14 protein-coding genes and 1 other annotated feature are annotated in these 16804 nt (G+C 57.4%); of the genes, 10 read left to right on the forward strand and 4 right to left on the reverse strand.

From position 1 onward, the window contains the following. Window position 1: 1 nt before the first annotated feature. Window positions 2–3349, forward strand: a complete 3348-nt coding sequence (gene mscK / locus ACQG0T_RS05220; RefSeq protein WP_032671362.1) for a mechanosensitive channel MscK — start codon at window positions 2–4, stop codon at window positions 3347–3349. Window position 3350: 1 nt separating this feature from the next. Here mscK and rsmS read toward each other — a convergent pair whose 3' ends face one another. Together rsmS and priC are read right to left on the reverse strand one after the other, a co-directional pair. Beyond that, window positions 3351–3527: a pleiotropic regulatory protein RsmS gene (rsmS, locus tag ACQG0T_RS05225; protein ID WP_045334449.1), complete on the reverse strand. Its 177-nt coding sequence runs from the start codon at window positions 3525–3527 to the stop codon at window positions 3351–3353. 12 nt (window positions 3528–3539) lie between these two features. Further along, window positions 3540–4067, reverse strand: coding sequence for a primosomal replication protein N'' (gene priC, locus ACQG0T_RS05230; RefSeq protein ID WP_045334446.1), 528 nt, complete (start codon window positions 4065–4067; stop codon window positions 3540–3542). Window positions 4068–4117: 50 nt separating this feature from the next. Between priC and ACQG0T_RS05235 the strand changes: the two genes are divergently transcribed. From ACQG0T_RS05235 to ACQG0T_RS05275, 9 genes are all read left to right on the forward strand, one after another. Then, entirely contained in the window at window positions 4118–4495 is a 378-nt protein-coding gene (locus ACQG0T_RS05235) for a DUF454 family protein (RefSeq protein ID WP_015571246.1), read from the forward strand. 151 nt (window positions 4496–4646) lie between these two features. Next, window positions 4647–5198, forward strand: a complete 552-nt coding sequence (apt, locus tag ACQG0T_RS05240) for an adenine phosphoribosyltransferase (protein ID WP_000127359.1) — start codon at window positions 4647–4649, stop codon at window positions 5196–5198. An 88-nt stretch (window positions 5199–5286) separates the two neighbouring features. After that, on the forward strand, window positions 5287–7215 hold the full coding sequence (gene dnaX, locus ACQG0T_RS05245; protein ID WP_426723747.1) for a DNA polymerase III subunit gamma/tau: 1929 nt from the start codon (window positions 5287–5289) through the stop codon (window positions 7213–7215). Then, window positions 6545–6609: a sequence feature (DnaX frameshifting element), on the forward strand. Its footprint overlaps the gene before it by 65 nt. 53 nt (window positions 7216–7268) lie before the next feature. Continuing rightward, entirely contained in the window at window positions 7269–7601 is a 333-nt protein-coding gene (locus ACQG0T_RS05250) for a YbaB/EbfC family nucleoid-associated protein (protein ID WP_003858972.1), read from the forward strand. After that, a complete protein-coding gene (recR, locus tag ACQG0T_RS05255; protein ID WP_006809843.1) occupies window positions 7601–8206 on the forward strand; it encodes a recombination mediator RecR in 606 nt (201 codons plus the stop codon). The genes ACQG0T_RS05250 and recR overlap by 1 nt, the downstream gene beginning before the upstream one ends. A 110-nt stretch (window positions 8207–8316) precedes the next feature. Next, window positions 8317–10191 (forward strand): molecular chaperone HtpG, encoded by a 1875-nt coding sequence (gene htpG / locus ACQG0T_RS05260; protein ID WP_045334444.1) that lies wholly within the window; start codon window positions 8317–8319, stop codon window positions 10189–10191. 218 nt (window positions 10192–10409) lie between these two features. Then, the gene (adk, locus tag ACQG0T_RS05265; protein ID WP_006809841.1) at window positions 10410–11054 is read left to right on the forward strand and encodes an adenylate kinase; all 645 of its coding nucleotides are present in this window, start codon (window positions 10410–10412) and stop codon (window positions 11052–11054) included. Between the two features lie 124 nt (window positions 11055–11178). Further along, window positions 11179–12141, forward strand: a complete 963-nt coding sequence (gene hemH / locus ACQG0T_RS05270) for a ferrochelatase (protein ID WP_017383216.1) — start codon at window positions 11179–11181, stop codon at window positions 12139–12141. Between the two features lie 62 nt (window positions 12142–12203). Next, window positions 12204–13508, forward strand: a complete 1305-nt coding sequence (locus ACQG0T_RS05275) for an inosine/guanosine kinase (protein WP_032104066.1) — start codon at window positions 12204–12206, stop codon at window positions 13506–13508. A gap of 93 nt (window positions 13509–13601) precedes the next feature. On the opposite strand, the gene ybaL is transcribed toward ACQG0T_RS05275, so the two are convergent. After that, window positions 13602–15278 (reverse strand): YbaL family putative K(+) efflux transporter, encoded by a 1677-nt coding sequence (ybaL, locus tag ACQG0T_RS05280; RefSeq protein WP_017383218.1) that lies wholly within the window; start codon window positions 15276–15278, stop codon window positions 13602–13604. Between the two features lie 232 nt (window positions 15279–15510). Continuing rightward, entirely contained in the window at window positions 15511–16731 is a 1221-nt protein-coding gene (locus ACQG0T_RS05285; RefSeq protein ID WP_015571242.1) for an MFS transporter, read from the reverse strand. Window positions 16732–16804 lie beyond the last annotated feature (73 nt).

Below are 16804 nucleotides of genomic sequence, written 5' to 3' on the forward strand. Positions count from 1 at the left end.
TATGCTGCACATCAATCGCTCGCAACATCCTGTTCTGGCCCTGTTTTTGATCCTGCTGTTTTACTTTGCAGCCGCGCCGCTTTCATGGGCCCGTGCAGACAACGGCAGTGACATTCCCACGCGTGCTGATGTTCAGTCGCAACTCGACACCCTGAATAAGCAAAAAGATCTCTCCGCCCAGGAAAAACTCGTTCAGCAGGATCTGACGGAAACCCTGGAAACGCTGGACAAGATCGATCGCATCAAAGCCGAAACGGCCCAGCTACGGCAGAAGGTCGCTCAGGCGCCGGAGAACATGCGTAAGGCAACGGAGGCGCTGAGTGCGCTCAGCGACGTCGATAACGACGATGAAACCCGAAAAACGCTTGCCACGCTGTCGTTGCGCCAGCTTGAGTCGCGCGTGGCGCAGCTGCTGGACGATCTGCAAACGGCGCAGTCCGATCTCTCAACCTACAACAGCCAGCTGGTTTCGCTGCAAACCCAGCCTGAGCGCGTGCAGAACGCCATGTACTCGGCGTCGCAACAGCTACAGCAGATACGTAACCGTCTGAATGGCATCACCGTGGGGGAAGGGGCGCTTCGTCCCACCCAGCAAACGCTGCTGAACATCCAGCAGACGCTGCTAAACGCGGAGATTGAACAGCAGCGTAAGAGTCTGGAAGGCAACACGGTGCTACAGGATGCGCTGCAAAAACAGCGTGACTACGTGACCGCGAATATCAACCGGCTTGAGCATCAGCTTCAGCTGTTGCAGGAAGCGGTGAACAGCAAGCGCCTGACGCTGACTGAAAAAACGGCGCAGGAAGCGGTTTCGCCAGACGAGACGGCCCGTATTCAGGCCAACCCGCTGGTGAAGCAGGAGCTGGAGATTAACCACCAGCTGAGCGAGCGTCTGATTCAGGCGACTGAAAACGGCAGCGCGCTGGTGCAGCAAAATATTAAGGTCAAAAACTGGCTGGATCGCGCTTTGCAGGCCGAGCGCAACGTCAAGGAGCAGATTGCCGTCCTGAAGGGCAGCCTGCTGCTGTCGCGCATTCTCTACCAGCAACAGCAGACGCTGCCTTCCGCCGACGAGCTGGAAGACATGACCAACCGCATTGCGGATTTGCGTCTTGAACAGTTTGACGTTAACCAGCAGCGCGATGCGCTATTTCAGAGCGATACCTTCGTTGCCAAAGTGGAAGAGGGCCATTCAGGTGAAGTGAACGCTGAAGTTCACGACGCGCTGTTGCAGGTGGTGGACATGCGCCGCGAATTGCTCGATCAGCTTAACAAGCAGCTCGGCAACCAGCTGATGATGGCGATTAACCTGCAAATCAACCAGCAGCAGCTGGTGAGCGTTTCTAAAAGCCTCCAGGAGATCCTGACCCAGCAGATTTTCTGGGTGAACAGCAATAAACCCATGGACTGGGACTGGTTTAAATCTTTCCCGGAAACGCTGAAATCCCAGATCAAAAGCATGAAAATTACCGTGAACTGGGAGAAAGCCTGGCCTGCGGTGATGATCGCCTTCCTGACGGGGCTTCCTTTGCTGCTCATCGCTGGCGTCATACGCTGGCGTTTGAAATGGCTGAAACAGTACCAGGCGAAGCTGGCCTCGGAAGTGGGGCAACTGCGTAACGACAGCCAACTGCACACCCCGAAAGCGATCCTGATCGATCTGATCCGTGCTCTGCCGGTCTGCCTGTTGATACTCGCCGTGGGCCTGATCCTGCTGACCATGCAGCTGAATATCAGCGATCTGCTGTGGGCGTTCAGCAAGAAGCTGGCGCTGTTCTGGCTGGTGTTTGGTCTGTGCTGGAAAGTGCTGGAAAAAGATGGCGTCGCCGTCCGCCACTTCAACATGCCGGAAAAACTCACCAGCCACTGGCGTCGCCAGATTGTGCGCATCAGCCTCGCGCTGCTGCCGCTGCACTTCTGGTCAGTTGTGGCGGAGCTTTCCCCGCTGCACCTGATGGATGACGTGCTGGGGCAACTGGTGATTATGCTGAACCTGCTGCTGATTGCCGTTCTGATGTGGCCAATGTGCCGCGACAGCTGGCGGGATAAAGAGTCCCACAATCTTCGTCTGGCTACCGTAACGGTACTGGCGATCATTCCTCTGGCGCTGATGGTGCTGACGGCGACGGGTTACTTCTATACCACGCTGCGTCTGTCCGGCCGCTGGATCGAAACGGTTTATCTGGTGATTGTATGGAACCTGCTGTTCCAGACCGTGCTGCGTGGTTTGAGCGTGGCGGCGCGCCGCATTGCGTATCGTCGTGCTGTTGCCCGTCGGCAGCATCAGGTGAAAGAGGGGGCTGAAGGGGCAGAGCCGCAGGAAGAGCCGACCATTGCTCTGGAGCAGGTTAACCAGCAAACGATGCGTATTACCATGCTGGTGATGATCGCCCTGTTTGCGGTGATGTTCTGGGCCATCTGGTCTGATTTAATTACCGTCTTCGCCTACCTCGACAGTATCACGCTCTGGCAATACAACGGTACCGAAGCGGGCGCTGCGGTAATGAAAAGCGTCACCATGGGCAGCCTGCTCTTTGCGCTGGTGTCGTCAGTGGTTGCCTGGGCGTTGATCCGCAACCTGCCGGGTCTGCTGGAGGTGCTGGTGCTCTCAAGGCTGAACCTGCGTCAGGGGGCGTCGTACGCCATTACCACCATCCTGAACTATGTCATTATTATTGTCGGGGCGATGACGGTATTCGGCTCGCTGGGCGTCTCGTGGGATAAACTCCAGTGGCTGGCGGCGGCGTTGTCGGTGGGTCTGGGCTTCGGCTTGCAGGAGATCTTCGGTAACTTTGTCTCTGGCCTGATTATCCTGTTCGAACGTCCGGTGCGTATCGGCGATACCGTCACCATCGGTACTTTCTCCGGAACCGTCAGCAAGATCCGCATTCGTGCGACCACCATTACCGACTTCGATCGTAAAGAGGTGATCATCCCGAACAAAGCGTTTGTGACCGAGCGTCTGATCAACTGGTCGCTCTCGGATACCACCACTCGCGTGGTGATCCGACTCGGGGTGGCCTATGGCTCGGATCTGGACAAGGTGAAAGAGGTACTGCTGAAGGCGGCAGCCGACCATCCAAAAGTGATGCACGATCCTGCGCCAGCGGTATTCTTCACCACCTTCGGGCCGAGCACTTTGGATCATGAGCTGCGCCTGTACGTACGCGAACTGCGCGATCGCAGCTACACCGTCGATGAGCTGAACCGCACCATTGACCGTCTGTGTCGTGAAAACGATATTAATATCGCCTTTAACCAGCTTGAGGTTCATCTGCGCAACGAGAAAGGCGATGAGCATACGGAAGTGAAGCGCGAGATTAAGGGGGACGACCCTACTCCCGCCTAATCTATTTCCCTCTCCCCTCTGGGGAGAGGGTAGGGTGAGGGGGAAGTTTCCCCTCAAAATCCCGCCGCACAATCTCCAGCGCTTTCAGCACCGTCTCCGCCGGGATCGCATGATTCTCCAGCAGCATAATTAAATCAACGGCCAGTTTGACCTCGTCGGGGGCATTTTCCAGTGACATCAGTGGCTCCTGTTAACGGGTCAGGCGTTCAATGACGCGTTCAATCTCATCCAGCGCCTGACGGCAGCGGACGATGCGGCCTTCCAGCGCGCTGATTTCTCGCATTAATAACTGCTGCTCTTCCAGCGTTTCGCTGGCGTTCAGGCGGGCTTCGCGCTCACGCTTCATCTCAAACAGACGGCGCTCAAACTCCTGGTTCTCCAGCCGCTTGCGCTGCCATTTTCCGAGCCCCGGCGAGGCGCTGTCCCACGCCCGTAACGGCCAGGCGGCGATTTCCCGGTGCAGGGCGGTGATCTGCTCGGTAAGATGCTCCGCAAGCCACGCGACCTGTTCCTGTTGTTCACTCTCAACCGCGTGGCGAAGCTCGTCGAGGTTGGTCTGCGCTTCAGCCAGATAATCCTGAATGACGGTGCTGCGGGTGCGGAAGAGCTGCCGGTCAAAGCGCGGTTTCAGCGTGGCGTGACCCATCAGCGGCGTGGCCTGCGCCCGCAGCGCGATCAGCTGATTTTGCAGCCTCTCAAGAAGCAGTGCTGTTTTCAAGGCGCTCTCCAGTGGTAAAGTAGCCGTTCAGTTTGATAACGATTCGCATTATGCAGCGTACTATTTTAATCATCATTGGCTGGCTCGCGGTAGTGCTGGGCACGCTGGGTGTGGTTTTACCCTTGCTGCCGACCACCCCGTTTATCCTGTTGGCCGCCTGGTGCTTCGCCCGCTCGTCGCCGCGTTTTCACCACTGGCTTCTGTACCGCTCGTGGTTTGGCGGCTACCTGCGGCACTGGCAAAAACACCGGGCCATGCCGCCCGGGGCTAAGCCGCGCGCCATTGCCTTCATCCTGATCACCTTCGCCGTCTCGTTATGGCTGGTGAAAATGATGTGGGTGCGCATTCTGCTGCTGGCGATCCTGGTTTGCCTGCTGATCTTTATGTGGCGGATCCCCGTGGTTGATGAAAAGCAACAAAAGCACTGAAGCCTCATCATGGCGGTTGCAATTATCACGCGCAGCCAGTAAATTCGACCGTTTTCGAGCACAGGTGCGCCTGGTCAAAGGTTAAACAACTGTTACTTTGACCGACTCGTCGCGCGCCGTGAGTAACACTGTTTCATTTAGGCACAAACCGATGACCGCAACTGCACAGCAGCTTGAATATCTGAAAAATAGCATCAAAAGTATCCAGGACTATCCAAAACCTGGCATTCTTTTCCGCGATGTCACCAGCTTGCTGGAAGACCCGAAAGCGTACGCCCTCAGCATTGAACTGCTGGTTGAGCGTTATAAAAACGCCGGGATCACCAAAGTAGTAGGTACTGAAGCCCGTGGCTTCCTGTTTGGCGCACCGGTTGCGCTGGCGATGGGCGTGGGTTTTGTGCCGGTGCGTAAGCCGCGCAAACTGCCGCGTGAAACCATTGCTGAGAGCTATGAGCTGGAATACGGCACCGATCAGCTGGAAATTCACGTTGATGCCATCAAGCCAGGCGACAAAGTGCTGGTGGTGGACGATCTGCTGGCAACCGGCGGCACCATCGAAGCGACCGTGAAGCTGATCCGTCGTCTGGGCGGGGAAGTGACCGACGCGGCATTCATCATCAACCTGTTCGATCTCGGCGGCGAGCAGCGCCTGGAAAAACAGGGTATTACCAGCTACAGCCTGGTGCCATTCCCGGGACATTAATCCCGTATCTCACAACCTCGCTCAATGGGTGAGGTTGTGATAGCATTCCCCTCCATTAATTCACCTTCCAGCGTTGCAGAGCCTGCCCATGAGTTATCAGGTGTTAGCCCGTAAATGGCGACCACAAACCTTTGCTGACGTTGTCGGTCAGGAACATGTGCTGACGGCCCTGGCGAACGGCTTGTCGCTAGGTCGCATCCATCACGCCTATCTTTTTTCCGGCACCCGCGGCGTCGGTAAAACCTCTATTGCCCGTCTGCTGGCAAAAGGTCTGAACTGCGAAACCGGGATCACCGCCACCCCGTGCGGCGTGTGCGACAACTGTCGTGAGATCGAGCAGGGGCGTTTTGTCGATCTGATTGAGATCGACGCCGCCTCGCGCACCAAAGTGGAAGATACCCGCGATCTGCTCGACAACGTGCAGTACGCCCCGGCGCGCGGCCGCTTCAAGGTCTATCTGATCGATGAAGTGCACATGCTGTCGCGCCACAGCTTCAACGCCCTGCTGAAAACGCTGGAAGAGCCGCCTGCGCATGTCAAATTCCTGCTGGCGACCACCGATCCGCAAAAGCTGCCGGTCACGATCCTCTCGCGCTGCCTGCAATTCCATCTGAAGGCGCTCGACGTTGAGCAGATCCGCGCTCAGCTTGAGCATATCCTCGATGAAGAGAACATTGTCCACGAGCCGCGTGCGCTGCAACTGCTGGCCCGTGCCGCGGACGGCAGCCTGCGCGATGCGTTGAGCCTGACCGACCAGGCGATTGCCAGCGGTGACGGTAAACTCTCCACCGACGCGGTCAGTACCATGCTCGGCACGCTGGATGACGATCAGGCGCTGTCGCTTATTGAAGCGATGATTGCCGCCAACGGTGAGCGGGTAATGACCCTCGTCAACGACGCCGCTGCCCGTGGCATTGAGTGGGAAGCGCTGCTGGTCGAGATGCTCAGCCTGCTGCACCGCGTGGCGATGCTGCAACTGTCTCCGTCGGCCATTGGCGCGGACATGGCGACCATTGAACAGCGGATGCGTGAACTTGCGCGCACCGTGCCGCCGGCTGACGTTCAGCTTTATTATCAGACGCTGCTGATTGGCCGCAAAGAGCTGCCGTTTGCACCGGATCGCCGGATGGGCGTTGAAATGACGCTGCTGCGCGCGCTGGCCTTCCATCCGCGCAAGCCATTGCCGGAGCCGGAAACGCCCCGGCAGTCCTTTGCGCCGGTAGCGCCGACCGCGATAATGTCACCGCAGCAGGTGCCACCGCAACCGGCATCGCCGCCGCCGCAAAACGTGCCGCTGTCGGATGCCACCAGTTCGGTGCTTGCCGCACGAAGCCAGTTGCAACGTGCGCAGGGAGCAACCAAACCAAAAAAGAGTGAACCGGCAGCGCCTGCAAGAGCGCGGCCGGTGAACAACGCCGCGCTTGAACGACTGGCCTCGGTAACGGAGCGCGTGCAGTCGCGTCCGGCACCGTCCGCGCTCGAGCAAAAAGCCCCGGCGAAAGAAGAGGCATACCGCTGGAAGGCGACCACCGTTGTTGAAACGGTCAAGGAAGTGGTCGCCACGCCAAAAGCGCTGAAAAAGGCGCTGGAGCATGAAAAAACGCCGGAGCTATCCGCGAAGCTCGCGGAAGAATCCATTGAGCGCGATGCCTGGGCCGCCGAGGTCAGCAAACTGCAACTGCCGAAGCTGGTGGAGCAGGTCGCGCTGAACGCCTGGAAAGAGCAGGACGGTAATCAGGTGCGTCTGCACCTGCGCCCTGGCCAGCGGCACCTCAACTCCCCTGGCGCGCAAAAGGCGCTGGCCGAGGCGCTTACCGCATTACAGGGTGTACCGGTTGAATTGACTATCATTGAAGATGATAATCCGGCGGTGAAAACGCCGCTCGAGTGGCGTCAGGCCATTTATGAAGAGAAGCTCGCGCAGGCGCGCGAGGCGATAATTGCGGATAACAACATCCAGACCCTGCGTCGGTTCTTCGACGCCGATCTGGATGAAGAGAGTATTCGCCCCATTTGATCGTGAGTCTGACTTACGGTTGTAATCCTTAACGTGAAAGAAGAGAGAAGCCTATGTTTGGTGGAAAAGGCGGTCTGGGTGGCCTGATGAAGCAGGCTCAGCAGATGCAGGAAAAAATGCAGAAGATGCAGGAAGAGATCGCTCAGCTGGAAGTCACGGGTGAATCCGGTGCCGGTCTGGTCAAGGTGACCATCAACGGTGCGCATAACTGCCGTCGCGTTGAAATCGACCCGAGCCTGCTCGAAGACGACAAAGAGATGCTGGAAGATCTGGTTGCAGCCGCGTTTAACGATGCCGCTCGCCGTATCGACGAAACCCAGAAAGAGAAAATGGCCTCTGTTTCCAGCGGTATGCAACTGCCGCCGGGCTTTAAGATGCCATTCTGATGCAAACCAGTCCGCTGCTCACGCAGTTAATGGAAGCACTGCGCTGCCTGCCGGGCGTTGGCCCGAAGTCGGCGCAGCGTATGGCATTTACGCTATTGCAGCGCGACCGCAGCGGCGGGATGCGCCTGGCGCAGGCTCTGACCCGCGCCATGTCAGAAATTGGCCACTGTGCGGATTGCCGGACCTTTACCGAGCAGGACGTATGTAACATTTGCACGAACCCGCGTCGTCAGGAAAACGGTCAGATTTGCGTGGTGGAGAGTCCGGCGGACATCTACGCCATCGAACAAACCGGGCAGTTTTCCGGCCGCTATTTCGTGCTGATGGGGCATCTCTCCCCGCTGGATGGCATCGGCCCGGACGATATCGGTCTCGATCGCCTGGAGCAGCGCCTGGAGTCGGAAACCATCAAAGAGGTGATCCTCGCCACCAACCCGACGGTGGAAGGGGAGGCAACCGCCAACTACATCGCCGAACTGTGCGCGCAGTACGGCGTTGACGCCAGCCGCATCGCCCACGGCGTGCCGGTCGGCGGTGAGCTGGAGATGGTCGACGGCACCACGCTGTCACACTCGCTGGCCGGACGTCACAAGATTATTTTCTGACCAAACGGAGGCTGCGCGCGCGGCCTCCGCTTGAAAATTCCTCCCCTTATCCCCATCTCTCACTCAACGTTTTACAACCCCATTAAATGGCATTGTTGAGGTCGACTTAGATGAAAGGACAAGAAACCCGTGGTTTCCAGTCAGAAGTAAAACAGCTTCTGCACCTGATGATCCATTCCCTGTATTCCAACAAAGAAATCTTCCTGCGTGAGCTGATTTCCAACGCCTCGGATGCGGCGGACAAGCTACGCTTCCGCGCGCTGTCTAACCCGGAACTGTATGAAGGCGACGGCGAGCTGCGCGTGCGCGTCTCGTTTAATAAAGAGAACCGCACCCTGACCATCGCCGATAACGGCATCGGGATGAACCGCGACGAGGTGATTGACCACCTCGGAACCATCGCCAAATCCGGCACCAAAGCGTTCCTTGAGTCCATGGGCTCTGACCAGGCGAAAGACAGCCAGCTGATCGGTCAGTTCGGCGTAGGCTTCTACTCGGCGTTCATCGTGGCGGACAAAGTCACCGTGCGCACCCGCGCCGCGGGCGACAGCGCCGAGAACGGCGTGCTGTGGGAGTCTAAAGGTGAAGGCGAGTACACCGTTGATGACATCACCAAAGCGGATCGCGGCACCGAAATCACCCTGCACCTGCGTGAAGGCGAAGACGATTTCCTGAACGACTGGCGCGTACGCTCCATTATTAGCAAATATTCCGACCATATTGCGCTGCCGGTTGAGATTGAAAAACAGGAAGAGAAAGACGGCGAAACCGTGGTTTCCTGGGAAAAAATCAACAAGGCGCAGGCGCTGTGGACGCGTAATAAAGCTGAAATTAAAGACGACGAGTACAACGAGTTTTACAAGCACATCGCCCACGACTTCACCGATCCGCTGACCTGGAGCCACAACCGTGTGGAAGGGAAACAGGAGTACACCAGCCTGCTGTACATTCCGGCGCAGGCGCCGTGGGACATGTGGAACCGCGATCACAAGCACGGCCTGAAGCTGTACGTGCAGCGCGTGTTCATTATGGACGACGCCGAGCAGTTCATGCCGAACTACCTGCGCTTTGTGCGTGGCCTGATAGACTCCAACGATCTGCCGCTGAACGTCTCCCGTGAAATTCTTCAGGACAGCACCGTCACCCGTAACCTGCGCAACGCCCTGACCAAACGTGCGTTGCAGATGCTGGAAAAACTGGCGAAGGACGATGCGGAAAAATACCAGACCTTCTGGAAACAGTTTGGCCTGGTGCTGAAAGAAGGTCCGGCGGAAGATACTGCGAACGTGGAAGCTATCGCTAAACTGCTGCGCTTCGCCTCTACGCACAACGACTCCTCCGCCCAGACCGTGTCGCTGGAAGAGTACGTCTCCCGCATGAAAGAAGGGCAGGAGAAGATCTACTACATCACCGCCGACAGCTATGCGGCAGCGAAGAGCAGCCCGCATCTGGAACTGCTGCGTAAGAAAGGCATCGAAGTGCTGCTGCTGTCTGACCGCATCGACGAGTGGATGATGAACTACCTGACCGAGTTCGACGGTAAATCCTTCCAGTCCGTTGCCAAAGCCGACGAGTCTATCGATAAGCTGGCGGATGAAGTGGACGACAGCGCGAAAGAAGCCGAGAAGGCGCTGGAGCCGTTCGTTGAGCGCGTTAAAACGCTGCTGGGCGACCGCGTGAAAGAGGTGCGCTTCACGCACCGTCTGACCGATACGCCAGCCATTGTCACCACCGATGCGGACGAAATGAGCACCCAGATGGCGAAACTGTTCGCTGCGGCGGGCCAGGCCGTGCCGGAAGTGAAATATATCTTTGAGCTTAATCCGGATCACCCGCTGGTGAAACGTGCGGCGGATACCCAGGACGACGCCCGCTTTGCGGAGTGGGTTGAACTGCTGCTGGATCAGTCCCTGCTGGCCGAGCGCGGTACGCTGGAAGATCCTAACCTGTTCATTAAACGTGTGAATGCGCTGCTGCTGGCGTAATCTTCCCTCACCCCGGCCCTCTCCCACAGGGAGAGGGTGAAAGAGTTCCCTCTCCCTGTGGGAGAGGGTTAGGGTGAGGGCACCAGACCGCACGAAGCCAAATTATCTCCCCCCGTTAACCGTTTCAGCCTTCCCGCCTTCCTTGAGCCATACCCGTTCTGGTGGTATTGTTTAGCGCTTTTTGAAAAATTGAATCGACTTTTGAGGGGATTTTCGCAATGCGTATTATTCTGCTTGGCGCTCCGGGCGCGGGTAAAGGAACTCAGGCTCAGTTCATCATGGAGAAATACGGTATTCCGCAAATCTCCACCGGTGACATGCTGCGCGCCGCTGTTAAATCTGGCTCCGAGCTGGGTAAACAAGCGAAAGACATCATGGACGCAGGCAAACTGGTGACCGACGAACTGGTTATCGCGCTGGTTAAAGAGCGCATTGCTCAGGAAGACTGCCGTAACGGTTTCCTGCTGGACGGCTTCCCGCGCACCATTCCTCAGGCTGACGCCATGAAAGAAGCGGGCATCAACGTGGATTACGTGCTGGAGTTCGACGTACCAGACGAGCTGATCGTTGACCGTATCGTTGGCCGTCGCGTACACGCTGCTTCTGGCCGCGTTTACCACATCAAATTCAACCCACCTAAGGTTGAAGGCAAAGACGACGTGACCGGCGAAGAGCTGACCACCCGTAAAGACGATCAGGAAGAAACCGTGCGTAAACGCCTGGTGGAATACCATCAGATGACCGCACCGCTGATCGGCTACTACACCAAAGAAGCGCAGGCGGGTAACACCAAATACGCGAAAGTGGACGGCACCAAAGCCGTGGCTGACGTACGTGCAGAGCTGGAAAAAATCCTCGGCTAAGCGCACCTCTCTCACCCGGAGCCCCGGGTGAGAAAAATTCTCATCTTACCTATTACAGCAATGGGTTTCGTTTAAACGCATTTCCGCTACAATTGACAGCCTATCAAATGGTTAAGAGGCGTGAATGAGTCAGGCGAAAACCGGCATCCTGCTTGCCAATCTGGGCACCCCAGAAGCACCTACTCCAGCGGCGGTCAAACGCTACCTGCGACAATTTTTAAGCGACACGCGCGTCGTGGATACCCCAAGACTGCTGTGGTGGCCACTGCTGCGTGGCGTCATTCTGCCGATTCGTTCCCCGCGTGTGGCAAAGCTCTATCAGTCCGTGTGGATGGAAGAGGGCTCGCCGCTGATGGTGTACAGCCGTCGTCAGGAGAAGGCGCTGGCCGCCCGCCTGCCGGACATGCCCGTTGCGCTCGGCATGAGCTACGGTAAGCCGTCCCTGGAAAGCGCCGTCGACTCTCTGCTGGCGCAGGGCGTTGAACACATTGTGGTGCTGGCCCTTTATCCGCAGTATTCGTGCTCCACGGTAGCTGCCGTCTGGGACGAACTGGCGCGCATTCTGGCGACCCGCCGCCGTATACCGGGTATCACCTTTATCCGCGACTACGCCGATAACGAGCTGTACATTCAGGCGCTTGCCAGCAGCGCGCGCGCGTCGTTTGAAAAACACGGCGAGCCGGATCTGCTGCTGCTCTCCTATCACGGTATTCCGCAGCGTTTCGCGAACGAAGGGGATGATTACCCCCAGCGTTGCCGCGATACCACCCGCGAGCTGGTCTCCGCCCTCGGCCTGCCGCCTGAGAAGGTGATGATGACCTTCCAGTCGCGCTTCGGCCGTGAACCGTGGCTCACCCCGTATACTGATGAAACGCTTAAGATGCTGGGCGAGAAGGGCGTGAAGCACATTCAGGTGATGTCGCCGGGCTTCTCGGCGGACTGTCTGGAAACGCTGGAAGAGATTGCTGTCCAGAACAAAGAGTTCTTTATGGAGGCGGGCGGAACGAAATACGAATACATTCCTGCGCTTAACGACTCCCCTGAACACATCGACATGATGGTGTCACTGGTCACCACCCGCCGCTGATCGCGTTACGGGCCGGGTTTGTGCTACCATTCCCGGCCCGTATTCTTTGCACAGTTCAGACCATGAAATTTCCCGGTAAACGTAAGTCCAAACACTATTTCCCCGTCGATGCCCGCGATCCGCTGTTACAGCAAATTCAGCAGGAAAGCGAAACCAGCGCTGCCTGGGTGGTCGGTATCGATCAGACGCTGGTGGACATTGAAGCCAAAGTGGATGATGCGTTTGTCGCACGTTACGGTCTGAGCGCCGGGCACTCGCTGGTGATTGAGGATGACGTTGCCGAAGCGCTGTATCAGGAGCTGGTGCGCGAAAATCTTATCACCCACCAGTTTGCCGGCGGCACCATCGGCAACACCATGCACAACTACTCCGTACTGGCAGACGACCGCTCGGTGCTGCTTGGCGTGATGTGCAGCAATATCGAAATCGGTGGCTATGCCTACCGCTACCTGTGCAATACCTCCAGCCGCACCGATCTGAACTATTTGCAGGGCGTTGACGGGCCGATTGGCCGCTGCTTTACGCTGATAAGCGATTCCGGCGAGCGTACCTTTGCCATCAGCCCCGGCCATATGAACAAGCTGCGCGCTGAAAGTATCCCGGAAGAGGTGATCGCGGGCGCGTCTGCGCTGGTACTGACCTCCTATCTGGTGCGCTGCAAGCCGGGCGAACCAATGCCGGACGCAACCATGAAGGCAATTGAGTACGCGAAGAAATACAACGTGCCTGTGGTTCTGACGCTGGGCACCAAATTCGTCATTGCCGACAACCCGGAGTGGTGGCAGGCCTTCCTGAAAGAACACGTCTCGATTCTGGCGATGAATGAAGAAGAAGCCGAAGCGCTGACCGGCGAAAGCGATCCGCTGCTGGCGTCTGATAAGGCGCTGGACTGGGTAGATCTGGTGCTCTGCACCGCCGGGCCGGTCGGGCTGTATATGGCGGGCTTCACGGAAGAAGAGAGCAAGCGGAAAACCCAGCACCCGCTGCTGCCGGGCGCAATCGCCGAATTTAACCAGTACGAGTTCAGCCGCGCCATGCGTCATAAAGACTGCATCAACCCGCTGCGTATCTTCTCCCACATCGCACCGTATATGGGTGGCCCCGAGAAGATCATGAACACCAACGGCGCGGGCGACGGCGCGCTGGCCGCGCTGCTGCACGACATCACCGCCAACGCCTACCACAAAACCAATGTGCCGAATTCCAGCAAGCACACCTTCAACTGGCTGACCTACTCCTCGCTGGCGCAGGTGTGCAAGTACGCGAACCGCGTGAGTTATCAGGTGCTGAACCAGCATTCACCGCGCTTAACGCGGGGGCTGCCGGAACGGGAAGACAGCCTCGAAGAGGCGTATTGGGACAGGTAAAAGCAAAACGGCAACCTGTGGTTGCCGTTTTTAGTGTTTGTTCCCTCTCCCTGTGGGAGAGGGCCAGGGTGAGGGCATCAGGCCGCACAAAACTTAACCCGTCACCGCCTCTTCAACCGGCGGTTTCGTCAGCATTGTCAGCATCGTATTCGCAATCTCACGCTCACCCATCACCACCTGGTTCGCGCCGCGCTCGGTGATGTACTCCACTTCGTCATCATAATGGGCGCGGGCAATGATTTCGATATGCGGGCATTTTTCACGGGCTGTGGCGACAATCTCGCCAGCCTCGTAACCGTTCGGGATAGTGAGTAACAGCCAGCGGGCGCAGTCCAGATGCGCCAGATTCATAATCTCTTCGTTAGCCGCGTTGCCCAGCACCGCGCGGATGCCGCGCTCGCGAAGCTCGTCGACGCGGGTGCGTGACGTCTCAATCACCACCAGCGGAATGCCCTGGGCCATCAGCTTCTCACCGAGCAGGCTGCCGACGCGGCCAAAACCGACCAGCAGCGCGTGGTTGCAGATATCCACCGGGATCTGTTTCTCCTCCTCAATCGCCTCTTCCAGGGTTTGCTCTTCGAGGGTTTCGGTCTTCTCGAGATATTTTTCCAGCAGGGCAAACAATACCGGGTTTAGCATGATGGAGAGGATCGCCCCCGCGAGCACCAGATTTTGCCCCGCCTGTGGCAGCAGGTTCAGGGCCATCCCCAGACCGGCCAGAATAAAGGCGAACTCGCCAATCTGCGCCAGGCTGGCGGCGATGGTCAGCGCCGTGCGCGGCGAATGGCCGAACATCCGTACCAGGAAGAAGGCGGCAACGGACTTACCAAAGATGATGATTGCCAGCGTACCCAGCACGGCCAGCGGCTGCTGAATGAGGATCAGCGGGTCGAACAGCATCCCGACGGAGACGAAGAACAGCACTGCGAATGCATCACGTAGCGGCAGGGTATCGTGCGCGGCGCGGTGGCTCAGCTCGGACTCGTTCAGCACCATCCCGGCGAAGAACGCGCCCAGCGCAAAGGAGACGTCAAACAGCTCGACGGCGCCAAAGGCAATGCCCAGCGCCAGCGCAAGGACCGAAAGCGTGAACAGTTCACGCGAGCCCGTGGCGGCGCTGCGGGACATGATCCACGGCACCAGACGGCGGCCCACCAGCATCATGATGGCGATAAACGCCACAACCTTACCGATGGTAATGCTCATATCCAGCGCCAGCGAGGCGAAGCCGATATTCTCTTTTTCCATCATCCCGGCGACGGCGGGCAGCAGTACCAGCGTCAACACCATCACCAGATCTTCAACAATCAGCCAGCCAATCGCGATTTGCCCGCGCTGGCTGTCTATCAGCTGTCTCTCTTCAAGCGCGCGCAGCAGCACCACGGTACTGGCGGTTGAAAGACACAGCCCAAATACGATACCGGTCATGATTGACCAGCCCAGCACCGCCGAAAGCGCCATGCCCAGCAGCGTCGCCACCCCTATCTGGGCGATCGCTCCCGGTATGGCGATCGACTTTACCGCCATCAGATCCTTCAGGGAAAAATGCAGTCCGACGCCAAACATCAGCAGGATCACGCCCAATTCCGCCAGCTCAGGCGCCAGTTTGGTATCAGCGACAAAACCCGGCGTAAAGGGCCCTGCCAGCACGCCCGCCAGTAAATAGCCTACCAGGGGCGAAATACGCAATTTATTGGCAATCATGCCGAGAATAAAAGCGAGCACAAGTCCACCAACAATGGTGGTGATAAGCGGTGTGGCGTGGTGCATTCCGTCTCCTTTCGCGATGGGTGATCCATTTTTGGTGCAAATACCAAAAAGCCGATTAATAGTTTATGACAATTTTTACGCTTATGTTTATGAATAATTGTTGAAATCACAATAAAAAGGCAATAAGCATGAAAAAAGGCAGATTTTGATAAATTTGCTGAGGGGAGGGAGAGGAAAGCCTTATGGCATCAGGTTATCCGGCTGCCAAAGTTTAACTTTGGCAGCCGTGAAGTCACGCTTTATGACGATTGTCAGGCAGGAATATGGTCAACATCCCCAGAAGTGGCAGGAAAGCGCAGATTTTATAGACCAGGAAGATGCTGGTGTGGTCTGCAACCATCCCCAACACGGCTGCGCCAAGGCCGCCCATGCCAAAGGCAAAACCGAAAAAGAGACCGGAAACCATACCGATACGTCCCGGCAGCAGCTCCTGCGCGTAGACCAGGATGGCTGAAAATGCCGATGCGAGAATGAAACCAATAATCACCGTCAATATTCCGGTCCATTCCAGCGTTGCGTACGGTAAAACAAGCGTAAACGGCGCGACGCCGAGGATAGAGCCCCAAATGACATATTTACGTCCAATTTTATCCCCCACAGGGCCGCCTATCACCGTGCCTGCCGCCACCGCAAACAGGAAGGCAAAGAGGTGGAACTGGGCGTTTTGTACTGATAATCCGAATTTTTGCATCAGATAGAAGGTGTAATAGCTGCTAATGCTCGCCATATAGAAATATTTCGAGAAAATCAGCACCAGCAGCACGCTGACGGCAAGGATCACCTTATTGCGCGGAAGGGGATTGGTTATCTTCGCGGCAGGTTTTCCCTTATTTACGCGATGCTGCGCGGCATACCAGCGGCTGATTTGCGCCAGGACGACAATCGCCAGCAGCGCGGCCAGCACAAACCACGCCACGTTGCCTTTGCCGTAAGGCGCGATAATTACCGCCGCCAGCAGAGGACCGAGGGAGCTACCAAAGTTACCCCCCACCTGGAACAGAGACTGCGCCAGCCCGTGACGTCCGCCGGAGGCCATACGTGCCACGCGGGACGATTCCGGATGGAACACCGATGAACCGGTTCCCACCAGCGCCGCGGCAACCAGTACCGCCTCAAAGCTGCCCGCCATGGCCAGCAGCACCAGCCCGCTCAGGGTGAAGCACATCCCAATGGGCAGCGACCATGGCATCGGGTATTTGTCCGTCCAGTAGCCCACCACCGGCTGTAGCAGCGAAGAGGCCAGCTGGAAGGTCAGGGTGATCATCCCGATCTGCACGAAGGTTAATGAGAACTCAGACTGCAACAGCGGGTAGATCGCCAGAATCAGCGACTGGATCATGTCGTTGAGCAGATGAGAGAGACTGATTGCGCCTAATACTTTAAAGGAAGTGCGCGATTTCGGCGGCGACGCCGGAGCGCCCTGGACGGGCTGGGTTGATTCACTGATTGCCATAAATACCACGTCGATTTGTTATTAGAGATGCAGGGAGTAATTATTATCCGACTAACATACCCGTCCGTGACAT

It is taken from the genome of Enterobacter cloacae complex sp. 302F9, assembly GCF_050030335.1.
GTDB lineage: Bacteria > Pseudomonadota > Gammaproteobacteria > Enterobacterales > Enterobacteriaceae > Enterobacter > Enterobacter hormaechei_C.

Coding starts and splice junctions, on each gene's coding strand:
- ACQG0T_RS05250 (WP_003858972.1), top strand. CDS start 7,269: ATGTTTGGTGGAAAAGGCGGTCTGGGTGGCCTGATGAAGCAGGCTCAG.
- mscK (WP_032671362.1), top strand. CDS start 2: ATGCTGCACATCAATCGCTCGCAACATCCTGTTCTGGCCCTGTTTTTG.
- rsmS (WP_045334449.1), bottom strand. CDS start 3,527: ATGTCACTGGAAAATGCCCCCGACGAGGTCAAACTGGCCGTTGATTTA.
- ACQG0T_RS05285 (WP_015571242.1), bottom strand. CDS start 16,731: ATGGCAATCAGTGAATCAACCCAGCCCGTCCAGGGCGCTCCGGCGTCG.
- adk (WP_006809841.1), top strand. CDS start 10,410: ATGCGTATTATTCTGCTTGGCGCTCCGGGCGCGGGTAAAGGAACTCAG.
- hemH (WP_017383216.1), top strand. CDS start 11,179: ATGAGTCAGGCGAAAACCGGCATCCTGCTTGCCAATCTGGGCACCCCA.
- htpG (WP_045334444.1), top strand. CDS start 8,317: ATGAAAGGACAAGAAACCCGTGGTTTCCAGTCAGAAGTAAAACAGCTT.
- recR (WP_006809843.1), top strand. CDS start 7,601: ATGCAAACCAGTCCGCTGCTCACGCAGTTAATGGAAGCACTGCGCTGC.
- ACQG0T_RS05275 (WP_032104066.1), top strand. CDS start 12,204: ATGAAATTTCCCGGTAAACGTAAGTCCAAACACTATTTCCCCGTCGAT.
- ybaL (WP_017383218.1), bottom strand. CDS start 15,278: ATGCACCACGCCACACCGCTTATCACCACCATTGTTGGTGGACTTGTG.
- ACQG0T_RS05235 (WP_015571246.1), top strand. CDS start 4,118: ATGCAGCGTACTATTTTAATCATCATTGGCTGGCTCGCGGTAGTGCTG.
- apt (WP_000127359.1), top strand. CDS start 4,647: ATGACCGCAACTGCACAGCAGCTTGAATATCTGAAAAATAGCATCAAA.
- dnaX (WP_426723747.1), top strand. CDS start 5,287: ATGAGTTATCAGGTGTTAGCCCGTAAATGGCGACCACAAACCTTTGCT.